The organism is Desulfovibrio sp. JC022 (assembly GCF_010470665.1).
Classification (GTDB): domain Bacteria; phylum Desulfobacterota; class Desulfovibrionia; order Desulfovibrionales; family Desulfovibrionaceae; genus Maridesulfovibrio.
Genome location: NZ_VOPZ01000005.1, coordinates 115,243 through 139,681 on the forward strand (window position 1 = coordinate 115,243; position 24,439 = coordinate 139,681).

Consider the following 24,439-nt stretch of genomic DNA (forward strand, 5'->3'; position numbering starts at 1 on the left):
AATATATTTAAAAAAAATACATTTAGTTCTTGCCAAGCATACCCAATCCACGTAAACACCTTTTCTGCACACAGCAAATCGGGGCATGGCGCAGTCTGGTAGCGCGCTTGCTTTGGGAGCAAGATGCCGGGTGTTCAAATCATCCTGCCCCGACCAGTAAATTCAAAGGCTTACAGCATTAATTGTTGTAAGCCTTTTTTCGTTGGGGAACCGGGTGGGGAACCTTGAAAAAGAAAAATCCAGACTCCGGGGAGGCTGGCCTTGAAATTGTTACTCTTCAACCAAAGTGGATATAATTTCATTAAGTCCGGGAGACAAATTTCTCCTGCGGATGAGACCTAGCCCCGAAGCCAACACATACGATTGCACATAATGAAGCCCATCAAAGTCATGCGTGTATTTGACATGCACAACTTTCCTCAGCTTTCCAAGAATCACTTCTTCTCCTTCCTTAACAATGGCGTAGTTTGTTTTCACTTTGCCCTCTGGAGATTTTGAAAACTGTGTCCACCTTCTATCTACAAAATCGGCAAGAATATTTTCTTCACCCCTAAAAGAAATGCTCTTAACGACTAGCTTGCCGCCTTTTGCCTGCAACTTATAATTATTAACTAAGTCAGCCTCTCCTTTAATAATTTTTACTATTTCAGGAGGAAAACCTTTGGGCGCAGTATCACTCTTGGGAAGCCTTGTCCTTTCTTCAATATAATATGTTCCAGACTCGGAAATAAAAGTGCACGTCCTCTTAGTTATTCCTCCCCCGCCTGAATGTTTTATTACTACCGTTTCGCCAAGGCTGGGACCAAGAAAAACATCCGCACTCATATTCTCCGCGTGCAATTCACCACATGAGAACAATAAAATAACAATCACGAACAATTGTCTGCTAATCACCGATTACCTCCCACTGATTCCCCTGTCCATGGGTTGGTTGCCCACCAGACATCTCCTGTCTCCACACCATATTCAGTATTTACTGTATATGCCCATCCGGCAGCCTCTTCGGTTTTCACATCGGTTCTTATCTCTGTCTTCTTATATAAAACTTCACGTTTTGACTCCATCTCCCTGTAATGAGTGACTAACCGACTTTCCTTTACTTTAATCCTTCTACTCCACCTAATCCTCACTTGCGTTGTTCCTTTAGGAAAAATTGGGGCTGTATGCCTAGATGGACCATTTGCCAGCCTTTTTACCTCTTCCCAGTCTGTATACTCGTCCCATACTACACATTTAATTTGTTGACATTTACAATTAGGATGTGGACGTTCCATTGTTGGAGTCTCAGAGACATCGTTATTCTTTGCTTTACAGACATCGCAAGCTCCTTCATTGGCCCTCCAGATATACCAGATTTGTTCATTATACCTACGAGGAGGACGTTCTATCGGTCCGATTCCACCTGTCATCAACCCCAAAGGATCATGAAAGTTAATCGGATCGTCCAGACAATACCCGTAAACATCCACATCACCGCCGCCATAGCCAAGCGGGTCTTGGACAGTGAATCGACCGATTTCAGGATCATATTCCCGAAAACTGAAATGAACCAACCCGGTATCTTTGTCAGTAAGCCCGGAAGCAAAGCCTAGCGGCAGATGAAATTGTTCATTTGTATCAACAAGCGCATTTCCAAACGAATCATAGATAATTCTCTTTAGCTCATTTCCCTGATCATCAGCAACCATAAAAATTGATCCAACTTGATCACTCGCCAGATAGAACTTCTTACCTTCAAAAACCGCAACGATCTTGCTAGATTCTTCATCACGTGTGAAGGTCCATTTATTCATACCCTTACTGTCAGTGATTGCTTCAAGGGTGCTGAAATCTTTCCACTTATATTTTTCGACGACCTTACCGTTTATTTTCTTAGCCGTGCGTACACCTCGCTTATCACATACGTATTCAATGATCAGGCCATCAGGCATAACAACTTTGCAAAGTTGACCATTGGACAAGTACTCGTATTTTGTAATCCGATTATTGACTTTTTTCTCGGCCAGACTTCCATAAGCATTGTAGGTGTAGGTTGTATCACCAGCTTTAAGAAGTCTGAGTTTATCGTCATACACATAATGACTCTTGCCGGAATGCAATGTCTCTGAAGTCAAACGCTCGCCCTGCTTGCCGTACTCATAGTACTCAATCAGACGGTCATCCTGCCAAACCCTGTTCAATCTACCTCCTTCATCGTATCGATATTGAAGATGGAGATCATCAGGCTCAAACGCGAGCAACCTTTCAACTATGCGGTATTTATCGTCACGTGCGATTGCCAGCATTGTGTATGGCTTATCAACACCGGGAACGTTAAAAATGACGGTGCGAACTTTTTCATCAGGATCGATTTCAATACCATCCTTGGCAAGTTCGTCATGGATGCTCTCTCCGGTTCCTGTTTGAGCATAGGGAGGTAGGGGCTGCTGTTTTTTTTGCATTTGATCACAATGCTCTACAAAATCGGCACGAACAGAATCTATTTCAGCGAGAACATCTCTGCCATAATTAGTCTTTGCCAAATCCTGCGCCAATGCTAAGTTGCAATTCTCCCGAATAAAACATGCATGGCACATGCGCTTGATAAGGTTATATTGCTCCTTGGCGGATTCATACTCACGCTGTTTTTGATCCCATCTGGCTTGAACTTCCGGTGAACGCATAGTCGGGTACATTATGTCACCAATTTCGAACTCTGATAAATCAGGTCTTGGTTCCGCTAGTTCTTCACCTGTTCTGCGATCAACAATTTTCCAAAGATTCTCGACCTGCATTTCTGCCGGTTCATTCTCACCATATAAAACTAATCCGGTTGTCAGCTCACTGCGGGGTCTACGCTCCATCCGGTAATCAGTGAAAGATTTCATTCTTTGCTCCAGTCTTTAAAACTTTAGGGAGAAGCCCTGAACCGGCATGACTCAAGGCACTTACCTACCCATATAATTTCAAATTAACTGGCAAGGCGGACCTGAAACAGGTAATTCAGGTCCGCCTTGATAAAAAAATACATCTTTTAAAAACAACAACCGGCGAGCCAAAGAAGCACCCCAAAATTTTCCTTCCCCAAATTCTAGCAAGGACTGGCAAAACCACGGGGAACCATTCACCCCCGACAATTCCTAAAAATCTCGAAAGCATGTTCCCAGCAGCAAAAATTATTCAATCAATTCAACGGCTGCCACATCCAAGAAAGACGTTGGGAGCAAGACTCCGGTTGTTCAAATCATCCTGCCCCCAGCCGCAAATTCAAGGACTTACATTAATATGACGTAAGTTTTTTTTCTTACACCTCCCGGTTATCCCCTTTTATCCTGATGCGTTTACTTGGGAAAACATTGTGTCAGTTTGGACATATATTACGCCAACTATACTTAGAATCGTTCTTCAACTTACCATTAGCGATAGCAATTAACTGGCGGAAACAAAGCAAGACAGATTTTTCCCACTTGGTATACGGAGTGAGAGATGGATATGACAATTGGCGATTTAGTAAGATTTAATGAATTCCTTGATTCGACAATAGATCAAAAAAATTTAGATGAGGAATTTATTACTTTAAGACAAGCCGAACTAGAGGGCATATCAAAAAACTCCGATGTTAAATATTTTCCTTTTGTTGCCTTAAGCTATGCTAAATTAATGGAATTGACCGTTTTATTAGCTGGAAAGTATGCTGACAATTGCCAGATCACGGATTTTGGTGATCTTGTGATAAATCCTAGGCACATCGATGTCTGCATCTTAAATGCTAGATCAATAAAAGAAGATTACGGCATTACAGGCAGCATTCCACTTTGGTTCAAGAAACAAGTGCAAGAATGCACTGGTAGCCAATACTCTGAAGATCTGGGAAAAATGGCTGTTGACCCAACTTTGTTATTTCATTTTGTTGAACAAGGCCTACTGCTGAGAATAGTAAAAAAAGAAAGGCATGGGAGATTAAGCGATCAGTTCCGAGATTGCATTCCATATGATGCTCAGTCAGCTTTTTCAAAAGAGATTGAGGAATTTAATCCAATCGCACACAATCCAGTAAAAGATCTTGGCTGCGGAGGCGGAAAGGTCGCATGTCTCGATGTTGCATCATGGCTTGCCAGCAACACAGTATTGAATGTTGTAAAAGGTAGCTTAAAAGCTGATCTGATAGATGTATTGCGAGATGTCATGTCAGATGATTATCTGAAATCAATTAATACAAAATTTGAGAAGGCACAGGATTCTCTAGCCTATATAAATATGGGAAGGAAAAATTTCGGCAATTTCCCATATAATGAGGAAGTGCCCATATCTGAGTGGGCTGAAATCAATCAGACCTTATGTCACTTCACGTTAGATGGTTATGGTATGATTCAGTCTGAATTAGATAAGAGTTTTTCCAATCCATGTTACAAAAGCCCTTTTCTGAACGGCTTACTTTACAACGCTCCTAAAACACAGGACACAAATGTGACGCTATGTCCAACTCCGGCAAGGATAAGTTTGCCCATAGCACCCCCTGTTTGTATGACATTCACCCAATAACTTTTACATCCTTTTTAGGCTCACACAAACCAGCATCCAATGTAAATTCCGAAAATCTCTATATACATGAATAAACAGGTCGTTTACATTCTACTTTAAAGGAAAAACAAAATGACCCCAAAAATATATTTCAATCCCGGATGCGCACTGAGTATTTATAAGCCTGAAATGGAAGTAGCTATTTTAGACTTCCTGAACCGTAATTATAAGCAAACTTTGTTACATAAAATATGTTGCCGCCATGAGCCGCAGCTTGATGGCGGCTCTGTCATAATCAATGTTTGCGCCGGATGCGATAAACGTTTCAGCAGCCTGTACGAGGGCATCTCGACAATCTCGTTATGGGAAGTGCTTGATAGTCTGGATTCATTTGACTTTCCGGATTACCAAGGGCTTAAAATGTCCGTCCACGATGCCTGCCCTGTTCGTGGTAATGCTGGTGTCCATCAGGCTGTCCGTAACCTGCTCGGAAAAATGAATATTGAAATTGTTGAAACAAAATTTCACGGTTCAAAATCGGTATGCTGCGGTGATGATTTCTATCCGAAACTTCCGGTTGAAAAAGTTCATACACTCATGAAGAAAAGGGCAGATTCCATGCCCTGCGATGATGTCTGTGTTTACTGCGTATCATGTATCAAATCATTGTACATTGGCGGAAAAACACCCCGGCATTTAGTTGATCTTTTGATGAATGAACTTACTGATCCGCAAGAATATGACCTTGTAAAATGGCATGAACAATTACAGGACTATATTGATCGGCATTAATTTCATGTTACCAATTAAACTCTTTGGGAAACGGGGAACCATTTACCCCCGTAAATCCCTGAAAATCTCGAAAAAATGTCCCCAAGAAAATTTATTCAATAAATTCAATGGTTGCAACATTTGCAAAAGGCTTTGGGAGCAAGATACCGGGTGTTTAAATCATCCTGCCCCGAACAGTAAATTCAAAGGCTTACAGCATTCGTTGTTGGGTAACCCTCCCGTATATTAGGCCCAGCGAAGAATAAATATTTTTCTGACAAAACAGACTTTCACTGTTTCACCTGAAATATTAATCCTCACATTTTCCACATATTTTACTCCTTCTCATCTCACAATTGTATCTTAGTACTCCACCATACGAGACATAAAACTTTGAGGGGCTTACTGCACCATCTCAATCATATCGGGGAGACTATGAAAATTAAAAGCATAAACACGGTTATTATTTTGGTCATTTCCATTTCAATTATTATTGCTATGACAACGGGGATAACCTGGATAGACAGCGACACCTACTCAACCGTTGTCAGCAGCCAACGGGAAGGAATGGACAATCTGGTAAAAAACTCGATTTCGTCCATGCGCACCTATATCAAGGAGGTTAAGCTTTCCAGCCGTATGCTGGCAGAAGATGAAAGAATCATCAGGGCTCTTGAAGGTGGTGGAAAGGAAGACGCAAACCAGATTCTCAAGCTGTTTCTCAGACGAGCCGATGATTGCTGGGCGGCTTTTGTTTTTGATACGAAAGGGGAAATTGTCTCTGGATACACTGCAAATGGCAAGGACCTTAAAGGGGCCGACCGCTCTTCCCGCGATTATGTGCAGGCTATTATATCCGGACAGGACAATTCTTTAACCGGTAAGATTTTGAAATCAAAAACACAATCCCGGCTTGTCTTTGCTTCAGCCGTTGCAGTACGTGACAATAACGGTAAAGTAATAGGGGGTGTAGGAATTTTCCCTCTCTGGGATAAATTCAGTGCCACCTTTATCGATCCAATTCGTATAGGCCAGAACGGTTACGCTGCAATGCTTGACAGCAGCGGCAGAACCATTGCCCATGGAACAAACAAAAAACTTCTGCTCAAAGATGTTTCAGGCCACGGATTCGTTCAAGATATCCTCAACAAAAAGAGTGGCGATATCGACTACGAATGGGAAGGTATCGCTAAAACCGTTTCATTTGCCACTCTGCCGGATACCGGTTGGACAATGCTCATAACTGCGAACCATGCAGATATGGCTTCAGCCGCAATCCAGCAACGCAATATTCTTACCATTGGCGGCATTGTAGTCACGCTGATATTAATTGGCGGCATATTCATGATCATCCGCTCGATTGTTGTGGCTCCGATTCGCAACCTGCTGAACTACTCCGAAACTGTATCCGGCGGTGATTTTTCCGCAATCCTTGATGGAAATTTCCGCTATGAAATGAAAGGACTGTCGGACAATATTCTTAGCATGGTCGGAAACCTGAAAAATAAGCTCGCATTTTCTGAAGGCGTACTTAACGGATTACCCCTGCCCTGTGCAATCGTCGGACCTGACTTCAGGATAATGTGGGTCAATGACCACATGCGCGAAATGATTGAAACGCCCTTAACACGCGAAGAATGCGTGGGCATGCTTTCCGGGAAACTTTTTTTTAACGATCCCCATAGAGAAACCCTTGCCAATAAATCCATAAAGCAAAACACACCCATGACTGCGGAAGTCCCGCTGACCACGAAAAGCGGCATTAGTAAAAAGGTGCAGGCCAGCATAACTCCGATTTTTGACATGGAAAATGAAATGATCGGTGCCATGGTCATCTGGGTCGATCTCACTGACATCCGTGAGCAACAGATGGTCATTGAAGAACAGAACAAGCTCATTAACGTTGCTGTGGAAGAGGCTTCTGACATATCTCAGCATCTTTCCAGTGCTGCGACCCAGCTTTCCTGTCAGTTGAGCGAAGCCAAGCAAGGGTCGGACGTCCAGCTCGAAAGAGCCACTGAAACCGCAACCGCCATGGAAGAAATGAACGCCACAGTGGTTGAAGTTTCCCGAAATGCCCTCAAGTCTGCCGATGAAGTGGACGAAGCCATGAACGATGCCCGTACTGGCGAGGATATTGTTTCTGAAGTTGTAAATGCCGTGGGTGGAGTTGAATCTCAAGCCCAGAATCTGAAAGCATCCATGCTGGAACTGGGAAAACAGGCCGAAGGGATCGGAGATGTCATGTCGGTCATTACCGATATTGCAGACCAGACCAACCTGCTGGCTCTCAACGCTGCAATTGAAGCGGCCCGTGCCGGAGAGGCCGGACGCGGCTTTGCAGTAGTAGCCGATGAAGTACGTAAACTGGCCGAAAAAACCATGACAGCGACCGGTGAAGTAGGAATCACCATCAACACAATTCAAACCATGACCGAAGAAAGCATTCAAGCCACTGAAGATGCAGCTGATTCAGTCGGCAGAAGTGCGGAACTCGCCAAGGAATCCGGTGAAGCACTACGCAGGATTGTGAGCCGTATCGAAAATGCTTCCGATCAGGTGCAGGCTATTGCCGCCTCTACTGAGCAGCAAACAGCAACCAGTGAAGAAATCAACCGGGCAACAGATGAGATCAACCGGATATCAAATGACAATTCGCAAGTTATGACCGAGGCGGAACAGGCTATCTGTGAAGTGACCGATATGGCTAAAAGACTTAACGATGTTATTGCCCGGATGGGGGCTTAACGCCAGCAAAGCAAATACAGACAAGGGAAAGTTATGGACAAGACTGGACACGTTTGGTGGGATATACGCATGAAACTGAAACACAAAATTTTTATCTCCATGCTCACCACTACGTGTCTAGTACTTCTCTTTTCTATTACAGTAATGCGAATCAGCATAAGCCACAATTTCATCGAATTTGTAAATGAAGTGGAATTCAATAAATTAAAAGGTATAAGGGAGCAACTGGCAAAAAATTATCAAAAACACTCAGGGTGGGATACTTACCGTGGCAACATAAGGGCCTGGCATGAATTTCTATTTTCATCCGGCCCCACCGCAACCTTGGGCACTCCCCATAAACTGCCTCCCCTTTACCCTGAAAACCACCCCGACATGGGACCTCCATTGCCCATGGACCCCAATTCCCTGCATCGCAGGTTGTCTCTTTTTGATGCGGACAAGCAGCATATTGTAGGTGAACGTGGTCCATCAGAGAAGTTCGATTACTACCCTATTGTCCTTTCAGGCCTGACCATCGGCTGGCTGGGGCTTGAACACAACTCAGGAGTAATCCGGCCATTGGAGCTTGAATTCATGAAAAAGCAAACCCATGCGTTTTACATTGTCGGGGCAGGTGCCTTTTTACTGGCACTGCTTATTTCCCACGTTGTGGCTAACCACCTGTTATCTCCTATTCACGCACTAGCAAAAGGAACCCGGGCCATGCGAGAAATTGATTTTGATACCCGAATTGAAGTGAAGACAAAAGATGAGCTGGGAGACCTTGCACATGAGTTCAACCTTATGGCCCAGACTTTGAAACAATATGAAGAATTGCGAAAAAACTGGATTTCTGACATTTCGCATGAACTGCGTACACCTGTCACTGTAATCCTCAGCAAAGTCGAAGCCTTACAGGACGGAGTGCGCCAGCCAACACCCGATATACTGAATTCATTGCATAATGATATAATGAGACTTGGAAAGACAATTAACGAACTGCATCTGATCTCCATGATGGATTCAGAAAGTCTGGCAGTCAAACTGGAACCTGTTGATATTCTGAAAACCGTAAAGCAATCATTGGATACCTTCCTGATCCGTTTTGAGCATAATCAAATCCAAATCCAAAGAGAATGGTCGGAGAATTGTCATACAAAAATCAAAGGAGATGCAGAATTGCTGCACCGCGTTTTCGTGAACCTGTTTGAAAACACCCTTAAATATACCGATTCTCCCGGAACTGCGCTTATATCGTGTTCCACCAGCAAAACAAAAGTCATACTTATGTTCGCAGACTCTGCCCCCGGCATTCCGGAAGGCAGCATGGAAGCTATTTTCGACCGACTTTATCGAGTCGATCAATCAAGAAACAGGGCACTGGGCGGCAGTGGGCTTGGCCTCAGTATTTGCCGCCAGATCATAGGCATGCATCACGGAACAATCACAGCTGAAAATTCCCCGCTTGGCGGGTTGATGATAAAAGTAGAACTGCCCCTCGCGTGAGGAGCATAAACGGACGAGATAACTCTATTATGACTCAAGAACATTTACTGATTGTTGAAGATGAACAGGATATTGCCGAAATTCTGCATGACTACCTTGTCCGGGAAGGATATCGGGTTACTGTAAAACATCAGGGCGATGGAGTTGTTGATTTTGTGAAGAACAACAGACTATCCGTGATCCTGCTCGATATCATGATCCCCGGAATGGATGGGAAAACCATTTGCCGGGAAGTCAGGACTTTTTCCGACATACCGATCCTGATGATAACGGCAAAAGTTGAGGAGATTGACCGACTCATCGGTTTCGAACTGGGAGCGGATGATTATATATGCAAGCCGTTCAGCCCAAGGGAAATTGTCGCCAGAGTTAAAGCCATTTTGCGCAGAATCCCAGACACATCTTCCAGTGCAGGGTTTGAATCAAAGAAAGAAAAGCACCTGTCCGCCGGACCGTTCGAACTTGATAAAGCGTGCCGAGTTGCATCGATCAAGGGCGTGGAACTGCAACTGACTCCCAGTGAATTTGGAATCCTTGCCGTCCTCATGAAACGTCCGGGAAGAGTTTTCAGCAGAGAACAATTGATTGAAATCACCCAAGGCTACACTCACGAAGGCTATTCCCGGACCATAGATTTTCACATCAAGAATCTGCGCAAAAAAATTGCGGAACAATTGCCGAAACAAAAAATAATTCAGGCCTCATACGGTGCCGGCTACAAGCTGGTTCTCCCAAAGTAGGGACTGAAAATTGTACCGCTCATCGACCGCCGCAAAACCATAAGAAAAAGGAAGATTCCATGCCCTGCGATGTTATTTATATTTACTGCGTATCATGCATTAAATCATTACACATTGGCGAAAAACACCCCGGCATTAATTTCAAATCCCACTCATGGACATCATAGCGCACACTTGCTAGTTTAAACGAATAATAATCACCCGGAGAGTAAACCATGACCAGATGTTTCAGAATCTTTTTTATTGTTGTATTGATGGCTTTTTCGTTTGCGGCAGGGACAGTGTTTGACTCCGACAATGAGAGTAAAGCCGGAGGTTTGGTTTCCAATCAATACTTCTCAATGTATGAACTAGGAGCTCCAAAAGGGCACCAGATCTGCTTTGGCGTCTCATTTAAGAATGGGATTTCAAAAAAGGACGTTATCATCGATTGGAAAAGCAATACTAATTTCGTTGGATATATAAAGGAATAAGACCGCCCTCTCGCGATCATATACTCAAATCTCTTTCACTAATATCATAAACACGAATCTTGTTGCTGCGCGGGAATTCCCGTTTCAATAATTTTTTGAGCAATTTTTTCAGACCCTTGAAGTCTTCCTCAAACTGCTCATTATCAAATCCGTTCTCGACCACGGAAAAAGAATCGACACCTGTACGCATAATTGCCACGGAGCGGTCCCTTTTATATGTGCGCAAGTCCAGTCCCTGCCCGGCAGGGATTTTTTTGAGCTTGCGCATGATGTTTTCTATTGCTGAAGCCTTATCAATCATGAATGGAATGATATGTGGTCCGGTTACTGCGTGTCAATAATCACAATATCCTTGCTGCTTATTTTTCTATCTCAATCCGCTTTTACAGGTGATAAAGTTACCTCATTTTCACGGGTGTAAACCAGAACTACCCATGCCCCTCCCGGACATGCTGATCAAATCCCGCAAAGAAGGCAGAGGCAATAAGGGTAGCAAACAGGCTATGCTCCATACCGGAAAACCTGATTCCGTCCCCTGTTTTTGGCCTGAGACAAGGCGGAGTCAGCATTCTTAAGCAGAGAATGGACTTTGGCTACATCTTCCAATTCCGCGAGCCGATACTTATGGTCACTTTCAAATCTATTTCAGGGGTCTGCAACAATGCAAAACACATATATTTTAATAAAGTTAACTCCACTTTAAAAACAAATCACGACCTGCCTTTTTGCACGGGCAGGGTAATGGTAAACCGCGCCCCACGCCCCGGAGCAGAGCTTACGGTAAATGTTCCGCCATGATTCTGGGTAATTATAAAATATGAGACAGAAAGTCCCAACCCGGTCCCCACTCCCACATCCTTAGTGGTGAAGAAAGGCTCAAAAATCCTTTTACGCACTTCGGTTCTCATACCGGGACCGTTATCCTCAATCTCAATAACGACCGCCTCACCCTTACTGCGTGTGCGGATATAAATATGAGGATTTCCGTTAGGAATACCGTGCTCACTCATAGCCTGCGCTGCATTCTTGAACAGATTAAAAAAAACCTGCTCAATCTCTGTGGGCGAACATATTATTTTAGGCACATCTGCTGAAAACTCACGCACAATATTGATGTGCATGAAATCATATTTACGTTTCAGATCGTAATCCTTGGCAGACAATTCAAGCGAATCTTCAATTAAATCATGAATATTGACAGTTGTTACCACATCCTTTCCGGGCTTGCTGAATTCCAGCATATTGGAAACGATTCTGGCAGCACGCATTCCGGAATTCCTGATACCCTCAATTATGCCGCTGACCTTGCGGGACTCGAGATATTTCTGCATGGCTTCAAGCGAGCATCCCGCCTCATCAGCGGCAGTGACATTGGCTTTTATTTCCGGGGAAAACTTACGCTCAAGATTCTGAGCACCCTGCATAATCCCGCCAAGAGGATTGTTAATCTCATGGGCCATCCCTGCGGCAAGACCGCCAACAGACATCATTTTCTCAGTCTCGACCATAATCTCTTCCATACGCACCCGGGAAGTTACATCGTCAATCCTGACCACTACGCCCTTGATCTCAAAACCGCGCAAAGGAAAAGCAGTGACATCAAATATCTCTACTGAATTATCCCTGACATTTGTCCGCTCAAGAATTTTTGGAACTCTAAACTCTCTTGCTTCTGCAATTACATTCACAATATCCTTACGCCCGGAAAAAAAGACTTCCACATTTTCAGGTTCTATTTCTGTTGAGTCCAGATTGAAAAGTTCCAAAGCGCGGTTATTGCACTGGCAGACATCCATATCCTCGTTCACCCAGATAAGGGCGGAAGGCATGGAATCAATAACACTCTGAAAATATCTTTTAGAAACCCTAAGCTCATGTTCACGCTCGCGAACCTGCTCAGCCATGGAGTCAAACACCCTGCCCAGCTCAGCAAGTTCTGCAAACTCACTTTCCTGTGAGCCGGAAGTAGGATACTTGCCCTCAGCCACAGCTGATAATTTCCTGACATAACCGACCAGAGGGGTTACCACTCCTTCCCGAAATTCTTTTTTTAACGCGAACAACAAAATCAAGAAAAAAAACACCACCAACAGACTGACCAACAATCCGAGTGCCATGGCAGGTTGAAAAAGAGAATAGGCCGAACACCCGACCAGAAGTTTCCAGCCGATTCCAGGCATATTTACTACCCGCCCGAAACAAAGTCTTCCTTCAGACCGATAAAATTTTCCTTCTCCAGGTTTCAGGCTTTTATTAAAAATACCCAGAGCCCCTACGTTTGCCTGTATATTCACCAGTTCCCGGTCAGGATGAACTATCAGATTACCATATGAATCAGTGAGGATTATGATTCTATTGGATGACAGAAACCCATAAATAAATTTTTGCAGGGCAGCGAGGCTTAGTTCAGCCACCAGTCTCCCCTCGCCCTGAACAGGTATACTGATATATACAACAAGCTTACCTGAATGAGCCGAGATTATAGGGGAGGTTAACACCCGTTTAAGCTTATCCTCATCGCTGAAGCGGATAGGAAAATCCACCCCTTTGATCCCCCGGGGAGCGACAGCAATAATATTTTCATTTTTATCCAGAAGCAAAAGACGCTCAAACTGTCCAAAACGATCATGAAGTCCTTCAAAGTAGGTTCGAAGACTCTCAACCTTACCGTCTCCACTCATTATGGCGACAGAACGCAGAACATCCTCCGCACCGTCAATATAAAACTCAACATTTCGGGACAGGGACCTTGAAAGCTGTACAATTTCCCGCTCCATTGTATAAATCTGGCTCAAGCCCACAATAGAGACCAGAACGACGGTCATAATTAACCCCGGTACAAGGATCCATTGGACCAACTTGCCCTGAAAAATCTCAACAACCGAAGCCCTGCTCATCTTTCTCCCTTTGAAACAGTTACAAAATTACCGTCTTTGACTGTCACAATATGCCCATTGCGGACCACATCACCGAATTCATCAATTTCAAACGGCCCTATCAACCCCTCTTCAAAAGCAATGCCTGGAATAATTTGCGCCAATCCTTCAGTGCTCCCGCCATTCCTTTTCACCGCTTCCTCAAAAACCAGTACTGCCTGATAGCCGAAGGCGGCTGCAAAATTGGGAGGCCATCCGAAACGCTTAATAAACCTGTTTTTGAAATCAACATACCCTTCCTCTGGATCATCTTCGGCAAAATGAACCACAAAAATTATCCCTTCCACGCTCTTGCCGCCCGTCTGAATCAATTCCTTGGTATATCCCCACATGCTGCTCATTATTGCCCAATCAGCTTTGTTTAAAGCGCAGAACTGAGCAAAGCCGGCCAGATCACGCGCAGCAGTGACCACGATCACGGCATCAGGCTTCATTCCCTTTAATTCATCTACTATTTTCTGCCAATCCAGAGAACCTTCCCGCCTTCCGATACTGACTTCACCAACGAGCTTTCCGCCTTTCTGCACAAATGTTTCAGTAAAAAAACTTTTATAAGATTCAGCAAAAGCCTTGTTGGACATATCCCATACAACTGCGAGCCTTCTTCTGCCTAGCTTATCCACTGAATATTCTGCAAGTCTCTTTGACAAATCAGTAAGAGTCGGGATCACCCTGAAAAAATTATCCTTTCTCCCCTGCAACAAAGGTGTCGATGTGGTGGGAGCAATATACACAATCCCGCTATCTTTCATCTCCCGCACAGCGACAATGGATTGCGAGCTGGTCATATGGCCGATAATAGCGGAAACACCTTCGGCAACGAGTTCTTTATCAGCCTTAACAGCTCCTTCCGGGGTGTTATGGTCATCACGTACCAAAAATTCAATCCTGCGACCATCAATACCGCCAGCCGCATTAATTTCCTCAACAGCCAACAAGGCCCCGTTACGGCCCTGCACGCCGAGATCGGAATACTTTCCTTTAAGGGTCCCGGAAAAACCTAAACGGACAGGCTCCTCAGAACAGGCACCCAAAGGCAGGCAAACAAGTAACAGCAACAACATCAAGACGCCCTTTTTAGCGGACGGGAAACACATTTCCGACATTCACTCCTCCTGCATTAAAGCCATTAGACCTTACCCGCAGTATAACCTCAAACCGCAATGAACGCCAAGAATGATTAACGAAAAAAGCCTGCCCCCTGAAAAACAGAAACAGGCTTTGGTAAAAACTATCATTTAAATACCTTACATCACAATCTATCTTACACTCTCAACAGAAAGAGGTTTCACAAAATACTCGCCCAGATCTTCTGTATTTACCATCTTTTCAATAATAATATTTGAGCCGCCAAGCACTATAAATTCCGAAAGCCCCACATGGTTATTATTGAATTTGTCGTCAGCCCAATCATAAGTGTAGCCTAGCTGGGTCCAAGGGTAGGGAGTATCATCGGAATAGATGGTTGCGTTAAGATTTTCAAACCATTGCTTATAGTTGTAAACAACATCCGGATTCGCGGCGTCCACATAGCTATGAATTTTCATGCTTGGGTCAAAACTCTGAAATGGACTCCTTTTCCAAGGATAGTCCAGCTGCGCTTCATGATCAGAAGGGTCTGAATCCGGGCTGGGCCGGAAAAGATCAGCAGGCCTTACCCAGAACTCAATCAGCACAGTCATGCGGTCGCTTGCAGGAAGTCCCAGCAATTGCTTAATACGCAAAACCAATCCGTCATGACTGGACGGCCAGAATCCGCGCTGCAAAAAGAAATCTTTTAATTCCGGAACAGCCGTAACCCACAAGTTGTCAGTTTTTGCCAACGAATACTCTTTGCCAACCTGCCATCCCTTGCCTTGCAGATACTTACCAGCCCAAGTGCAGACCAGCACATGCTGCTTCCCGGAAATTATTTTCCACGATAAAATTTTCGGATTATTCCTTTCCTGCGGTGAAGAGATACCCAGCAACTTACGCGAAATCTCACCATGCTCCACCATCCGGGCATCGTTCACAGCCTTCAGGTATATTTCATCAAGATTTGACGCCTGTGCGACACCTGCCAGCAGCAAGCCAAAAACCGCAAACTTTAAATAAAGCAGACCTAAACGCATATCATCCTCCAATATTAAACAACTTCATAACATCAACTTTCATAGAGCAATAAATTTTAAACCCGGTTGACCCATCTTCATCTTAGTCGTATTTTCCATATTATATCCAATATTCAAAAGGGACAACCGGAGGACGCATGGGGTTGATATTCAGACGGAAAAACAAAGTAAAAACACCCTTGCTATTTGTCAGCGATGTACGCCGTGAATTTCTGATCACGGAAATCACCCGCAATTCAATCCCACGCGGAATGTATTACCTGCTCATGGGCGTGGCTGTTTTTATCGCCTCCATCGGCCTCACTGCGGACAGCCCTGCCGTGGTTATCGGGGCCATGCTTGTTTCACCGTTGATGACCCCTATTTTCGGGCTTTCCCTTGGATTAGTGCGTGGGGAAGTTGATTTGATCCGGGACTCCATCCTTTCGGTAGCAGCCGGAATTTTCATCGGAATACTCGGCGGCATGCTTATCGGCAGCCTGCCCATTTTTTTTGAACTCACCCATGAAATAATTTCCCGTACCAAGCCCAACCTGCTGGACCTAGGCGTAGCAGCCTTTGCCGGAATCGCCGGAACAGTGGCCCTTATTGATGAACGGGTCAGCCCGGTAATGCCGGGGATTGCCATTGCCACGGCTCTTGTCCCCCCCCTTTGCGCCAGTGGACTCTGTATCGCCTTGGGGCAATATACTGACGGTTGGGGAGCCTTTCTGCTCTTTTTTGCCAACTTTCTGGTCATCCTCTCCGTTGCCAGCGCACTGTTCGTTATCACCGGTTTTATCCCTCACTCCGAAGATGAACCCTTGCCGCGACTGATAAAACATTTCTCCATCAGTACTGTAGGCCTGATAATTGTAGCAGCTCTTTTGACCAAATCCCTCGTGGAAGTGGCTCTTTCACGCCAGATAGATAACAGCCTGCGCACGGTGGCAAGCCAAGCCATTACATCCATTCCAAACACCACCATTGAAAAAATCAGCCATGAAATTAACGAAGGAACAGTAAACGGCTTTGTTACCCTGAAAGGACCTTTTTCCCTTAAGGCCAATGCTATACAAAAAATGGAAAAAACCGCAGCCCAAACCCTGCACAAACCGGTAAAAATCATCGTCCGCACCAGCATAACCCAAAGCATTTCATCATCACCGCAATCAACTAGCGAACTGCTTAACGCCCATGCTAAAAAACAACACATCAAGCTGGAAAAAAGTGCTCTTATCCTTGAACAGGCGGAACTTCTGCTGCGCAGTGTAATGTCAGAATACCCGTGGTATACCCTTTCTGGAATAAACTACACTAAGCTTAAGAGCGGACCGGGCCTGATCATCGAGATCAGCGGTCCCGAACGCCCCATGCCGGAATCAGTAGAAAAGCTTGAAGGCATGTTGCGCAAAAATACGGAAGTGGACAACCTGTCCCTGATCATTCGTTACTATAAAAGTTACGATATAACCCGTAATGGAAGAAATCTTTTCGGCATACATTATTCAGGAACAGAATCTCCGCAGGCCAAAAAAATTGAAAAGGAAACAGCAAAATTGATCGGCGGGATCAGAAATATATTCCCCATCCATGTTGAAGCCCAACAGATAAAAAAGAGCTGGAAGATCATGGCTGACGTAACCGGAGCAAGGCTTGTACAGAGCAAGGAAATCAAAAAAATAGAGAAAAAACTCGCCGCTAAGTTCTCAGCCCCGGTCAAGCTTTACGTATATTCAAAAACAGAAGGCATTGTTGAAGGAGAAGGCATTAAACCCCTAGAATTCTTCAGTACTACGCAGCAGATAAAACGGCTGGATGTAAAATAAAACATCTATCACAACCTACTGCAATCAGGATGAAACAACACCTTTGGAATATATTTAAATAATCTGGCTGCCTTCCACTCTATTTGCTATGGTGATTCATAATTAATAAACATATAGCAGTGGAAAAAACGTTTGAAACATTATCATAAACTACTCCTTTTCGGTCTCCTTCTGGCTGTGATATGGACCATGTCCATATATTTCTTTCACAACAGAATAGTTGAGGCTGAAAAAAACAATATATACAGGACAGCCTTAAAAGAAGCTGAAGTGGCCTTTGAAAAAGACCTGACCTATCGCCGCTGGGTGGCCGGGCTGGGAGGCCTTTATGCTGAGATATCCACCAAGCTCCCACCCAATGAACACCTTTATGTTCCTAATCGCGATGTAACAACAACCGGCGGCAAAAAGATGACCATGATCAACCCCGCCTACATGATGCGCATGGTCTACGGCATGATGGACAAAGAGGCAGGACTCCACGGACACATCACCAGCCTTAATCCTATCCGCCCCGCCAACATCCCCACTGAATGGGAAGCAGAGGTATTAAAATCATTCCCATCCAACCCTTCAATATTTCATGAACTTGCAATGGAAAACGGAAAAACCGTTCTTCATTTTATGCGCCCGCTGATAACTGAAAAGGCCTGCCTCAAATGCCATGCCCAACAGGGCTACAAAGAGGGAGAAATAAGGGGTGGAATCAGCGTGACCGTGCCCATGTCAGGATATCAACAGACTCTGGATGCATTCATTATTAAAACAAACATCTCATTTCTAACCATATGGATTGCTGGGATAATATTCATTACCGGAGGTTTCCTCATGCTCAGCCGGTATGAACAGGCACGCAGCCAAGCTGAAGAAGAACTGGGCAAAACCAAGAACTATCTGGCAAACATCATCAATTCAATGCCTTCCATCCTTGTTGGAGTTGACCCGGACGGCAATGTCACCCATTGGAACATGGAGGCCGAGAAATTCAGCAATCTCAGTTCTCGGGAGGCTGTAGGTCGCCCATTGGCAGAAGCTTTGCCTAAAATGCAGGATGAATTGGAAAAGATCCTTGCAGCCATGAAGAAACGGTCCATTGCAACCGACTCCATGCAGACCAGAATAAACGGCGGCATAACCCGCTACGACGACATCACCATTTATCCGTTGATCGCCAACGGCGTTCAAGGCGCGGTTATTCGCATTGATGACGTAACAGAACGGATCTATCTTGAACAAATGATGATTCAATCTGAAAAAATGATGTCTGTGGGAGGACTTGCAGCAGGCATGGCTCATGAGATCAACAATCCTCTGGCCGGAATTATGGGGCATGCCCAGAATATGCAGAAACGGCTTTTAAGCGATATGGAAAAAAATAAATCTGTTGCTGCCGAGTGTGATATTTCACTGGAACAACTACACCAATATCTTGAAAAACGGCAGATTCCCAAAATGATGGAAGGAATTCTTGAATCCGGGAAACGTGCGGCTAAAATTGTTTCCAATATGCTTAATTTCAGCCGCAAAAGCGAAAGCGATTGCAGGCATCATCATCTTCCCGAACTCCTAGATAACACAATTGAGCTGGCAGCAAATGACTATAATTTAAAGAAACACTACGATTTCAGAAAAATAGATATCGTCCGTCAATACGCCCCGGATATCCCACCTGTTTTTTGCGCCGGTACCGAAATACAACAGGTTTTCCTGAATCTGCTCAAAAACGGTGCTGAAGCCATGACTGAAAAAGAATACGAGCAGGACAGCCCAAAATTCATCTGCCGTATAAAAATTGAAAACGATATGGTTGTCATTGAAATAGAAGATAACGGCTCGGGAATAACCATTGAACCCAAGAGTAGGATCTTCGACCCCTTCTACACCAGTAAAGCTGTAGGCAAAGGAACCGGACTCGGCCTTTCCGTCTCTTATTTCATCATCGCCGACCAGCATAATGGGGTAATGGAAGTTGAATCGGTTCCGGGTGAATGGACCCGCTTCACCATTAAGCTTCCTCTCAAATAGACCGGAACTCCATAAAAAAGCAGGGAGGCCCCGTGAACGGGACCTCCCTTATATACAGTGAGATACAGCGGTTTAAGCTGCGTATGTTCTACTATTTGAAAGCCATGGTAGCTTCAACAGCTTTCTGCCAGCCTTCGTACAGCTTTGCAGATTCTGCTTCTTCCATTTTAGGATCGAACTCACGGTCAACACCGAAGTTCTTTTTGATGTCGTTCTTGTCTGCCCAGAAACCAACAGCCAGACCAGCGAGGTATGCTGCGCCGAGAGCGGTGGTTTCAATGCACATGGGACGCTCAACAGGAACGCCGAGGAAGTCGGACTGGATCTGGAGGAGCAGGTCGTTAGCTACTGCGCCGCCGTCAACACGGAGTTTAGCCAGCTCGATACCGGAGTCAGCTTCCATAGCGGAGAGAACGTCTTTAGTCTGGTAGCAGAGGGACTCAAGAGTAGCACGAACAAAATGTTCTTTGGTGGTACCACGAGTCAGACCGAAGACCGCGCCGCGAACATCGGAGTTCCAGTAAGGAGCACCGAGACCTACGAATGCGGGAACCATGTATACGCCTTCAGAGCTCTGTACGCGAGTTGCGTAGAGTTCGGATTCTTTAGCGTCACGGAACATTCTCATACCGTCGCGCAGCCACTGAACAGCGGAACCTGCTACGAAGATGGAACCTTCAAGAGCGTATTCGACCTTACCGTCAACACCCCATGCGATAGTGGTCAGCAGGCCGTTCTTGGAAGGAACTGCTTTTTCACCGGTGTTCATGAGCATGAAGCAACCGGTACCGTAAGTGTTCTTAGCCATACCTTCTTCGAAGCATGCCTGACCGAACAGAGCTGCCTGCTGGTCACCGGCCATACCGGAGATGGGGATTTCGAGGCCCTGGAACTTATCTTTGTGGGTGTTACCGTATACTTCGGAAGAAGGTTTAACTTCGGGAAGCATGGAAGCGGGAACGGTGAGAGCTTCGAGAATTTCTTCGTCCCACTTGAGGTCATGGATGTTGTACATGAGAGTACGGGAAGCGTTAGTGTAGTCAGTTACGTGAACTGCGCCGCCGGTAAGCTTCCAGACCAGCCATGTGTCGATGGTACCGAAAAGGAGATCGCCGGCTTCAGCTTTTTCGCGAGCACCTTCAACGTTGTCGAGGATCCATTTAACTTTGGTACCGGAGAAGTATGCGTCAATGAGCAGACCGGTTTTTTCACGAACAACAGGATCAAGACCTTTAGCTTTAAGGTCGTTGCAGATGTCCATGGTCTGGCGGGACTGCCATACGATTGCGTTGTAAACGGGCTTACCGGTGTTCTTGTCCCAAACAACGGTGGTTTCACGCTGGTTGGTGATACCGATAGCTGCGATTTCTTCAGCAGAAATGTCGGAGAGGGCTTCAGCAACTACGGACTGGACAGAAGACCAGATTTCCATAGCGTCGTGTTCAACCCAACCCGGATTAGGAAAAATCTGGGTAAATTCTTTCTGGGTAACCTTTGCGATCTGGCCAGCTTTGTCGAAAATGATAGCACGAGAGCTGGTGGTACCCTGGTCAATTGAAAGTACGTATTTCTTTTCCATTTTAAATTTCCCCTTTTGGTAATTAGGGGTGAAGCAAACCTCCACCCCGTATTATCATTTAATTTCTATCTATCAATCGTGATACTTAGCCAACGAGAGCTTTGTAAGCCAGAGCACCTGCAACACCACCGCAAATAGGTGCTACAACAGGAATCCAGGAGTATCCCCAGTCGCTGTCGCCTTTGCCGGGAATCGGCAGGATGGCGTGAGCAATACGGGGACCGAGGTCACGAGCAGGGTTGATAGCGTAGCCGGTGGGGCCACCAAGAGAAAGGCCGATAGCCATGATGAAGAAACCTACAACGAGGGGGTTAAGACCCTGGGTGAATTCGTTGGCACCGATACCGAGGATGATGAATACCAGAAAGAAGGTACCGATAAATTCGCAAAGGAAGTTTTCGCCGGTGCAGCGAATAGCGGGACCAGTGGAGAATACAGCCAGTTTCAGGCCTGCATCCGCAGTGGGTTCCCAGTGGCATTTGTAAGTGAAGTAGCAGATTACAGCACCGAGGAATGCGCCGAGCATCTGGCCGGCAATGTAAACAGGAACGCTGGCCCAGGGGAAATATCCGCCAGCAGCAAGGCCGATGGTTACAGCAGGGTTGATGTGTGCACCGGAGTATTTACCGGCTACGTAGATTGCAAATGCAACTGCGAAACCCCAACCCATGGTGATGACAATCCAACCACCGTTTTGACCTTTGGATTTTTCAAGAAGGACGTTGGCAACTACGCCGCAACCGAAAAGGGTAAGAATCAATGTACCAATTACTTCGCCTAAGAAAGGACTCATAATCACTCCCACATCTCTTAAAGCAGTTAAAAACAAAATTCGTTTCTTTTCGGAAACGAATACCACCTCGCGCTCGATTAATTCTCACGCTTTTCCATTTCCTATGGGGAGACACTATTTTGTAACAAATAAAAAATCAACCCCATAATGTTCAAAATCGAAAAGAAATTTTCACTTTAAGCTTTCGGTTTAGTAAAAATAGTTTGATATTAAACAGTTGCAGCATTCAATTCAAAAATATTCTTTCTCTTCAAATCCCTCCCTGCCCGCATGCAGCATGGCTTTTATGACACACAGCACCATCCACACCCAATTTACCTTAAACGAAAATGACACCTCTCTGTAAACACAGAAGGCTTCATATAGGTGTATATACATGCCAAGTGAACATCCGTGTATAGAAATTGAAATCGAATATACTCGATTTCCAACATGGGCACACTATTTTTTTTGCATCAAATGAAAAAAAAGAAGCCGTCGGCCCAGGCGACCGACGGCAAAGGGAAGTGGTGACGGGAGTAGGGAAGCCCCCCGTCGTTCTTTGGAGAATATGGTGCACTGAAAACAGTGCGAAGTATGTTCACACAATAGACCGGGAGAGTATTGATGCAGTAGGGATACATCAATACCACTCCGGATAAATCGCGCTATATTATATGTTAGTCTACAATGTAGTTCTTAGCCAGTTCCTGGAACTGCTCAGTCTGCTCTTTGATCCATGCTTCATCTTTACCAAGCTCTTTGGCCATGATTTCAGCTGCTTTGGGTGCAACTTCATTGGCAGCCTTGGCGTCAATGATCAGTGCTCTGGTTCTGCGGGAAAGAGCATCCCCGACAGTCTGTGCCCATTCGTTGCGGGCAGCCCAGACAACTTCAAGCCAGGAGTAAGGGAGTCTTTCGTGCATACGGGTATCAAGCTCAGGATATTCTTCAGCAAGAGCTTTGATCTCAGCAGCTTCGCTACCGTAAACATGCATGTGATCGTTGTGGTCGAATTCTTCGGTGTAACCGTGCAGCTTAACGTTCTTGGTCACGCAGGGACGGAAAGGAATACCTCCCATCTGGATTGCGTTATCAATGCAGTCTTCTGCCATGTGCCTGTAAGTAGTCCACTTACCACCGGCAATTGTCAGCAGTTTGTTGGGAGACACGGTCAGGTAATGGTCTCTGGAAAGTGCGGAAGTGGATTCGGAATCACCAGCCGCGATAAGAGGACGGATACCGGTAAAAACACTGCGTACGTCAGCACGGGTGGGCGGCTTGGAAAGATACCTTGCAGAGTGCTCAACGAGGAAATTGATCTCTTCTTCCAGAGGCTTAGGCTCCATACATACGGAATCAAGGGCGGTGTCAGTAGTACCGACAACAACCTTGCCATGCCAGGGCACGAAGAAAATTACGCGGCCGTCATCAGTCTTGGGAACCATAATACCGGTATCGCCGCCAAGGAATTCGCGGTCGATAACAATGTGAATACCCTGACTGGGAGCGATGAGATTCTTGTGTTCGCCGTTATCCATATTCATGATGTCATCGGTGAAAATACCGGTGGCATTGATAACAGCCTTTGCTTTCAGTTCGTAGCTCTTGCCGGAAAGTTTATCTTCAGCCTGAACACCGCAGACATAACCGGTGGAACTTTTGACAAGCCCGGTCACTTTGGTGTGGTTCATGGGGCTACCGCCCATGTCAGCCATTGTGCGGGCAAGAGTCAGAGCCAGACGGGCATCGTCAAACTGACCGTCATGGTAGGTTACGCCGCCTTTAAGTTTCTTGGCGAGAACACCGGGAACTTCCTTCATCACAGATTTCTTGGAGTAAATCTGGGAAGGACCGAAACTGTATTTTCTGGCCAGCATGTCATAGCATTTCAGACCGATACCGTAGTAGGGAATTCCGAACCATTTATAGTCGGGAACGATGAACTTCTGGTTGTAGCACATGTGCGGAGCGTTCTGCTTGAGAATTCCACGCTCGTACAAAGCTTCCATAACCAGAGAAATATTACCCTGAGCAAGATATCTTACGCCACCATGAACCATCTTGGTACTACGGCTGGAAGTAGCCTCGGCAAAATCACCCTGCTCCAAAAGAAGAACTGAATAACCGCGGGCAGCAGCATCAAGACCGGAACCAAGCCCGGTAGCACCACCACCTATAATAATGAAGTCCCAGACTTTTGAGCTGTCTTCCATCTGCTGGATATAATCTGAACGTTTCATGCAACACCCACTTTATAAACCGACCGCGAACGCCGGATAAAAATTGTAACGAACATATGAACCCGTACCCTTGTACAACACCACCGGGACCGGGTTCCTCCCACGCATCATATTTCAGAGCGAAACGCTGAAAATTTCTAAATCGCCTCTTTCCGTTTCGCTTTTGAACAAAATGTGACATATTGAAAACAATATGACAAGAATTTATTTTCATTTTGAAAGACTTTTACATAAAAAGAAAA

17 protein-coding genes and 1 tRNA gene are annotated in these 24,439 nt (G+C 45.3%); 9 read left to right on the top strand and 9 right to left on the bottom strand.

Annotated elements, in window-relative coordinates; translation table 11 throughout:
• Nucleotides 1-79: 79 nt before the first annotated feature.
• Nucleotides 80-156, top strand: a tRNA-Pro gene (locus tag FMS18_RS09385).
• A gap of 114 nt (nucleotides 157-270) precedes the next feature.
• On the opposite strand, the gene FMS18_RS09390 is transcribed toward FMS18_RS09385, so the two are convergent.
• The gene (locus tag FMS18_RS09390) at nucleotides 271-825 is read right to left on the bottom strand and encodes a hypothetical protein (protein WP_163293798.1); all 555 of its coding nucleotides are present in this window, start codon (nucleotides 823-825) and stop codon (nucleotides 271-273) included.
• A gap of 65 nt (nucleotides 826-890) precedes the next feature.
• Entirely contained in the window at nucleotides 891-2,867 is a 1,977-nt protein-coding gene (locus FMS18_RS09395; protein ID WP_163293800.1) for an RHS repeat domain-containing protein, read from the bottom strand.
• Between the two features lie 598 nt (nucleotides 2,868-3,465).
• Here FMS18_RS09395 and FMS18_RS09400 point away from each other — a divergent pair.
• The 6 genes from FMS18_RS09400 to FMS18_RS09425 all read left to right on the top strand — a co-directional run bounded on the left by FMS18_RS09400 (nucleotide 3,466) and on the right by FMS18_RS09425 (nucleotide 10,720).
• Entirely contained in the window at nucleotides 3,466-4,521 is a 1,056-nt protein-coding gene (locus FMS18_RS09400) for a hypothetical protein (RefSeq protein WP_239061000.1), read from the top strand.
• A 111-nt stretch (nucleotides 4,522-4,632) separates the two neighbouring features.
• Complete coding sequence (locus FMS18_RS09405; RefSeq protein ID WP_163293802.1) at nucleotides 4,633-5,292, top strand: (Fe-S)-binding protein; 660 nt, start codon at nucleotides 4,633-4,635, stop codon at nucleotides 5,290-5,292.
• Nucleotides 5,293-5,706: 414 nt separating this feature from the next.
• Nucleotides 5,707-8,019: a methyl-accepting chemotaxis protein gene (locus FMS18_RS09410; protein ID WP_163293804.1), complete on the top strand. Its 2,313-nt coding sequence runs from the start codon at nucleotides 5,707-5,709 to the stop codon at nucleotides 8,017-8,019.
• Between the two features lie 69 nt (nucleotides 8,020-8,088).
• Entirely contained in the window at nucleotides 8,089-9,507 is a 1,419-nt protein-coding gene (locus FMS18_RS09415) for an ATP-binding protein (RefSeq protein WP_163293806.1), read from the top strand.
• Between the two features lie 29 nt (nucleotides 9,508-9,536).
• Nucleotides 9,537-10,247, top strand: a complete 711-nt coding sequence (locus tag FMS18_RS09420; RefSeq protein ID WP_163293808.1) for a response regulator — start codon at nucleotides 9,537-9,539, stop codon at nucleotides 10,245-10,247.
• 215 nt (nucleotides 10,248-10,462) lie between these two features.
• Nucleotides 10,463-10,720 (top strand): hypothetical protein, encoded by a 258-nt coding sequence (locus FMS18_RS09425; RefSeq protein WP_163293810.1) that lies wholly within the window; start codon nucleotides 10,463-10,465, stop codon nucleotides 10,718-10,720.
• 16 nt (nucleotides 10,721-10,736) lie between these two features.
• On the opposite strand, the gene FMS18_RS09430 is transcribed toward FMS18_RS09425, so the two are convergent.
• The 4 genes from FMS18_RS09430 to FMS18_RS09445 all read right to left on the bottom strand — a co-directional run bounded on the left by FMS18_RS09430 (nucleotide 10,737) and on the right by FMS18_RS09445 (nucleotide 15,770).
• Nucleotides 10,737-11,021 (bottom strand): hypothetical protein, encoded by a 285-nt coding sequence (locus FMS18_RS09430; protein WP_163293812.1) that lies wholly within the window; start codon nucleotides 11,019-11,021, stop codon nucleotides 10,737-10,739.
• Nucleotides 11,022-11,430: 409 nt separating this feature from the next.
• Nucleotides 11,431-13,545: a PAS domain-containing sensor histidine kinase gene (locus tag FMS18_RS09435; protein WP_163293814.1), complete on the bottom strand. Its 2,115-nt coding sequence runs from the start codon at nucleotides 13,543-13,545 to the stop codon at nucleotides 11,431-11,433.
• A 68-nt stretch (nucleotides 13,546-13,613) separates the two neighbouring features.
• The gene (locus tag FMS18_RS09440; protein WP_163293816.1) at nucleotides 13,614-14,762 is read right to left on the bottom strand and encodes an ABC transporter substrate-binding protein; all 1,149 of its coding nucleotides are present in this window, start codon (nucleotides 14,760-14,762) and stop codon (nucleotides 13,614-13,616) included.
• 153 nt (nucleotides 14,763-14,915) lie between these two features.
• A complete protein-coding gene (locus FMS18_RS09445; RefSeq protein WP_163293818.1) occupies nucleotides 14,916-15,770 on the bottom strand; it encodes a hypothetical protein in 855 nt (284 codons plus the stop codon).
• Between the two features lie 137 nt (nucleotides 15,771-15,907).
• Here FMS18_RS09445 and FMS18_RS09450 point away from each other — a divergent pair, with 137 nt between their 5' ends.
• Together FMS18_RS09450 and FMS18_RS09455 are read left to right on the top strand one after the other, a co-directional pair.
• Nucleotides 15,908-17,578, top strand: coding sequence for a DUF389 domain-containing protein (locus tag FMS18_RS09450; protein WP_163293820.1), 1,671 nt, complete (start codon nucleotides 15,908-15,910; stop codon nucleotides 17,576-17,578).
• Nucleotides 17,579-17,710: 132 nt separating this feature from the next.
• Entirely contained in the window at nucleotides 17,711-19,603 is a 1,893-nt protein-coding gene (locus FMS18_RS09455; protein WP_163293822.1) for an ATP-binding protein, read from the top strand.
• Nucleotides 19,604-19,694: 91 nt separating this feature from the next.
• Here the strand turns inward: FMS18_RS09455 and glpK are convergent, their stop codons facing one another.
• The 3 genes from glpK to FMS18_RS09470 all read right to left on the bottom strand — a co-directional run bounded on the left by glpK (nucleotide 19,695) and on the right by FMS18_RS09470 (nucleotide 24,197).
• Nucleotides 19,695-21,182 (bottom strand): glycerol kinase GlpK, encoded by a 1,488-nt coding sequence (gene glpK, locus FMS18_RS09460; protein ID WP_163293824.1) that lies wholly within the window; start codon nucleotides 21,180-21,182, stop codon nucleotides 19,695-19,697.
• A gap of 85 nt (nucleotides 21,183-21,267) precedes the next feature.
• Complete coding sequence (locus tag FMS18_RS09465; RefSeq protein ID WP_163293826.1) at nucleotides 21,268-21,975, bottom strand: MIP/aquaporin family protein; 708 nt, start codon at nucleotides 21,973-21,975, stop codon at nucleotides 21,268-21,270.
• A 659-nt stretch (nucleotides 21,976-22,634) separates the two neighbouring features.
• On the bottom strand, nucleotides 22,635-24,197 hold the full coding sequence (locus FMS18_RS09470) for a glycerol-3-phosphate dehydrogenase/oxidase (protein WP_163293828.1): 1,563 nt from the start codon (nucleotides 24,195-24,197) through the stop codon (nucleotides 22,635-22,637).
• Between the last annotated feature and the right edge of the window lie 242 nt (nucleotides 24,198-24,439).

What these genes read in the sequence shown, in the direction of transcription:
- FMS18_RS09430 (WP_163293812.1), bottom strand. Translation starts at nt 11,021, where the DNA reads ATGATTGATAAGGCTTCAGCAATAGAAAACATCATGCGCAAGCTCAAA.
- FMS18_RS09435 (WP_163293814.1), bottom strand. Translation starts at nt 13,545, where the DNA reads ATGACCGTCGTTCTGGTCTCTATTGTGGGCTTGAGCCAGATTTATACA.
- glpK (WP_163293824.1), bottom strand. Translation starts at nt 21,182, where the DNA reads ATGGAAAAGAAATACGTACTTTCAATTGACCAGGGTACCACCAGCTCT.
- FMS18_RS09390 (WP_163293798.1), bottom strand. Translation starts at nt 825, where the DNA reads ATGAGTGCGGATGTTTTTCTTGGTCCCAGCCTTGGCGAAACGGTAGTA.
- FMS18_RS09450 (WP_163293820.1), top strand. Translation starts at nt 15,908, where the DNA reads ATGGGGTTGATATTCAGACGGAAAAACAAAGTAAAAACACCCTTGCTA.
- FMS18_RS09440 (WP_163293816.1), bottom strand. Translation starts at nt 14,762, where the DNA reads ATGTCGGAAATGTGTTTCCCGTCCGCTAAAAAGGGCGTCTTGATGTTG.
- FMS18_RS09410 (WP_163293804.1), top strand. Translation starts at nt 5,707, where the DNA reads ATGAAAATTAAAAGCATAAACACGGTTATTATTTTGGTCATTTCCATT.
- FMS18_RS09445 (WP_163293818.1), bottom strand. Translation starts at nt 15,770, where the DNA reads ATGCGTTTAGGTCTGCTTTATTTAAAGTTTGCGGTTTTTGGCTTGCTG.
- FMS18_RS09425 (WP_163293810.1), top strand. Translation starts at nt 10,463, where the DNA reads ATGACCAGATGTTTCAGAATCTTTTTTATTGTTGTATTGATGGCTTTT.
- FMS18_RS09405 (WP_163293802.1), top strand. Translation starts at nt 4,633, where the DNA reads ATGACCCCAAAAATATATTTCAATCCCGGATGCGCACTGAGTATTTAT.
- FMS18_RS09400 (WP_239061000.1), top strand. Translation starts at nt 3,466, where the DNA reads ATGGATATGACAATTGGCGATTTAGTAAGATTTAATGAATTCCTTGAT.
- FMS18_RS09465 (WP_163293826.1), bottom strand. Translation starts at nt 21,975, where the DNA reads ATGAGTCCTTTCTTAGGCGAAGTAATTGGTACATTGATTCTTACCCTT.
- FMS18_RS09470 (WP_163293828.1), bottom strand. Translation starts at nt 24,197, where the DNA reads ATGAAACGTTCAGATTATATCCAGCAGATGGAAGACAGCTCAAAAGTC.
- FMS18_RS09395 (WP_163293800.1), bottom strand. Translation starts at nt 2,867, where the DNA reads ATGAAATCTTTCACTGATTACCGGATGGAGCGTAGACCCCGCAGTGAG.
- FMS18_RS09415 (WP_163293806.1), top strand. Translation starts at nt 8,089, where the DNA reads ATGAAACTGAAACACAAAATTTTTATCTCCATGCTCACCACTACGTGT.
- FMS18_RS09420 (WP_163293808.1), top strand. Translation starts at nt 9,537, where the DNA reads ATGACTCAAGAACATTTACTGATTGTTGAAGATGAACAGGATATTGCC.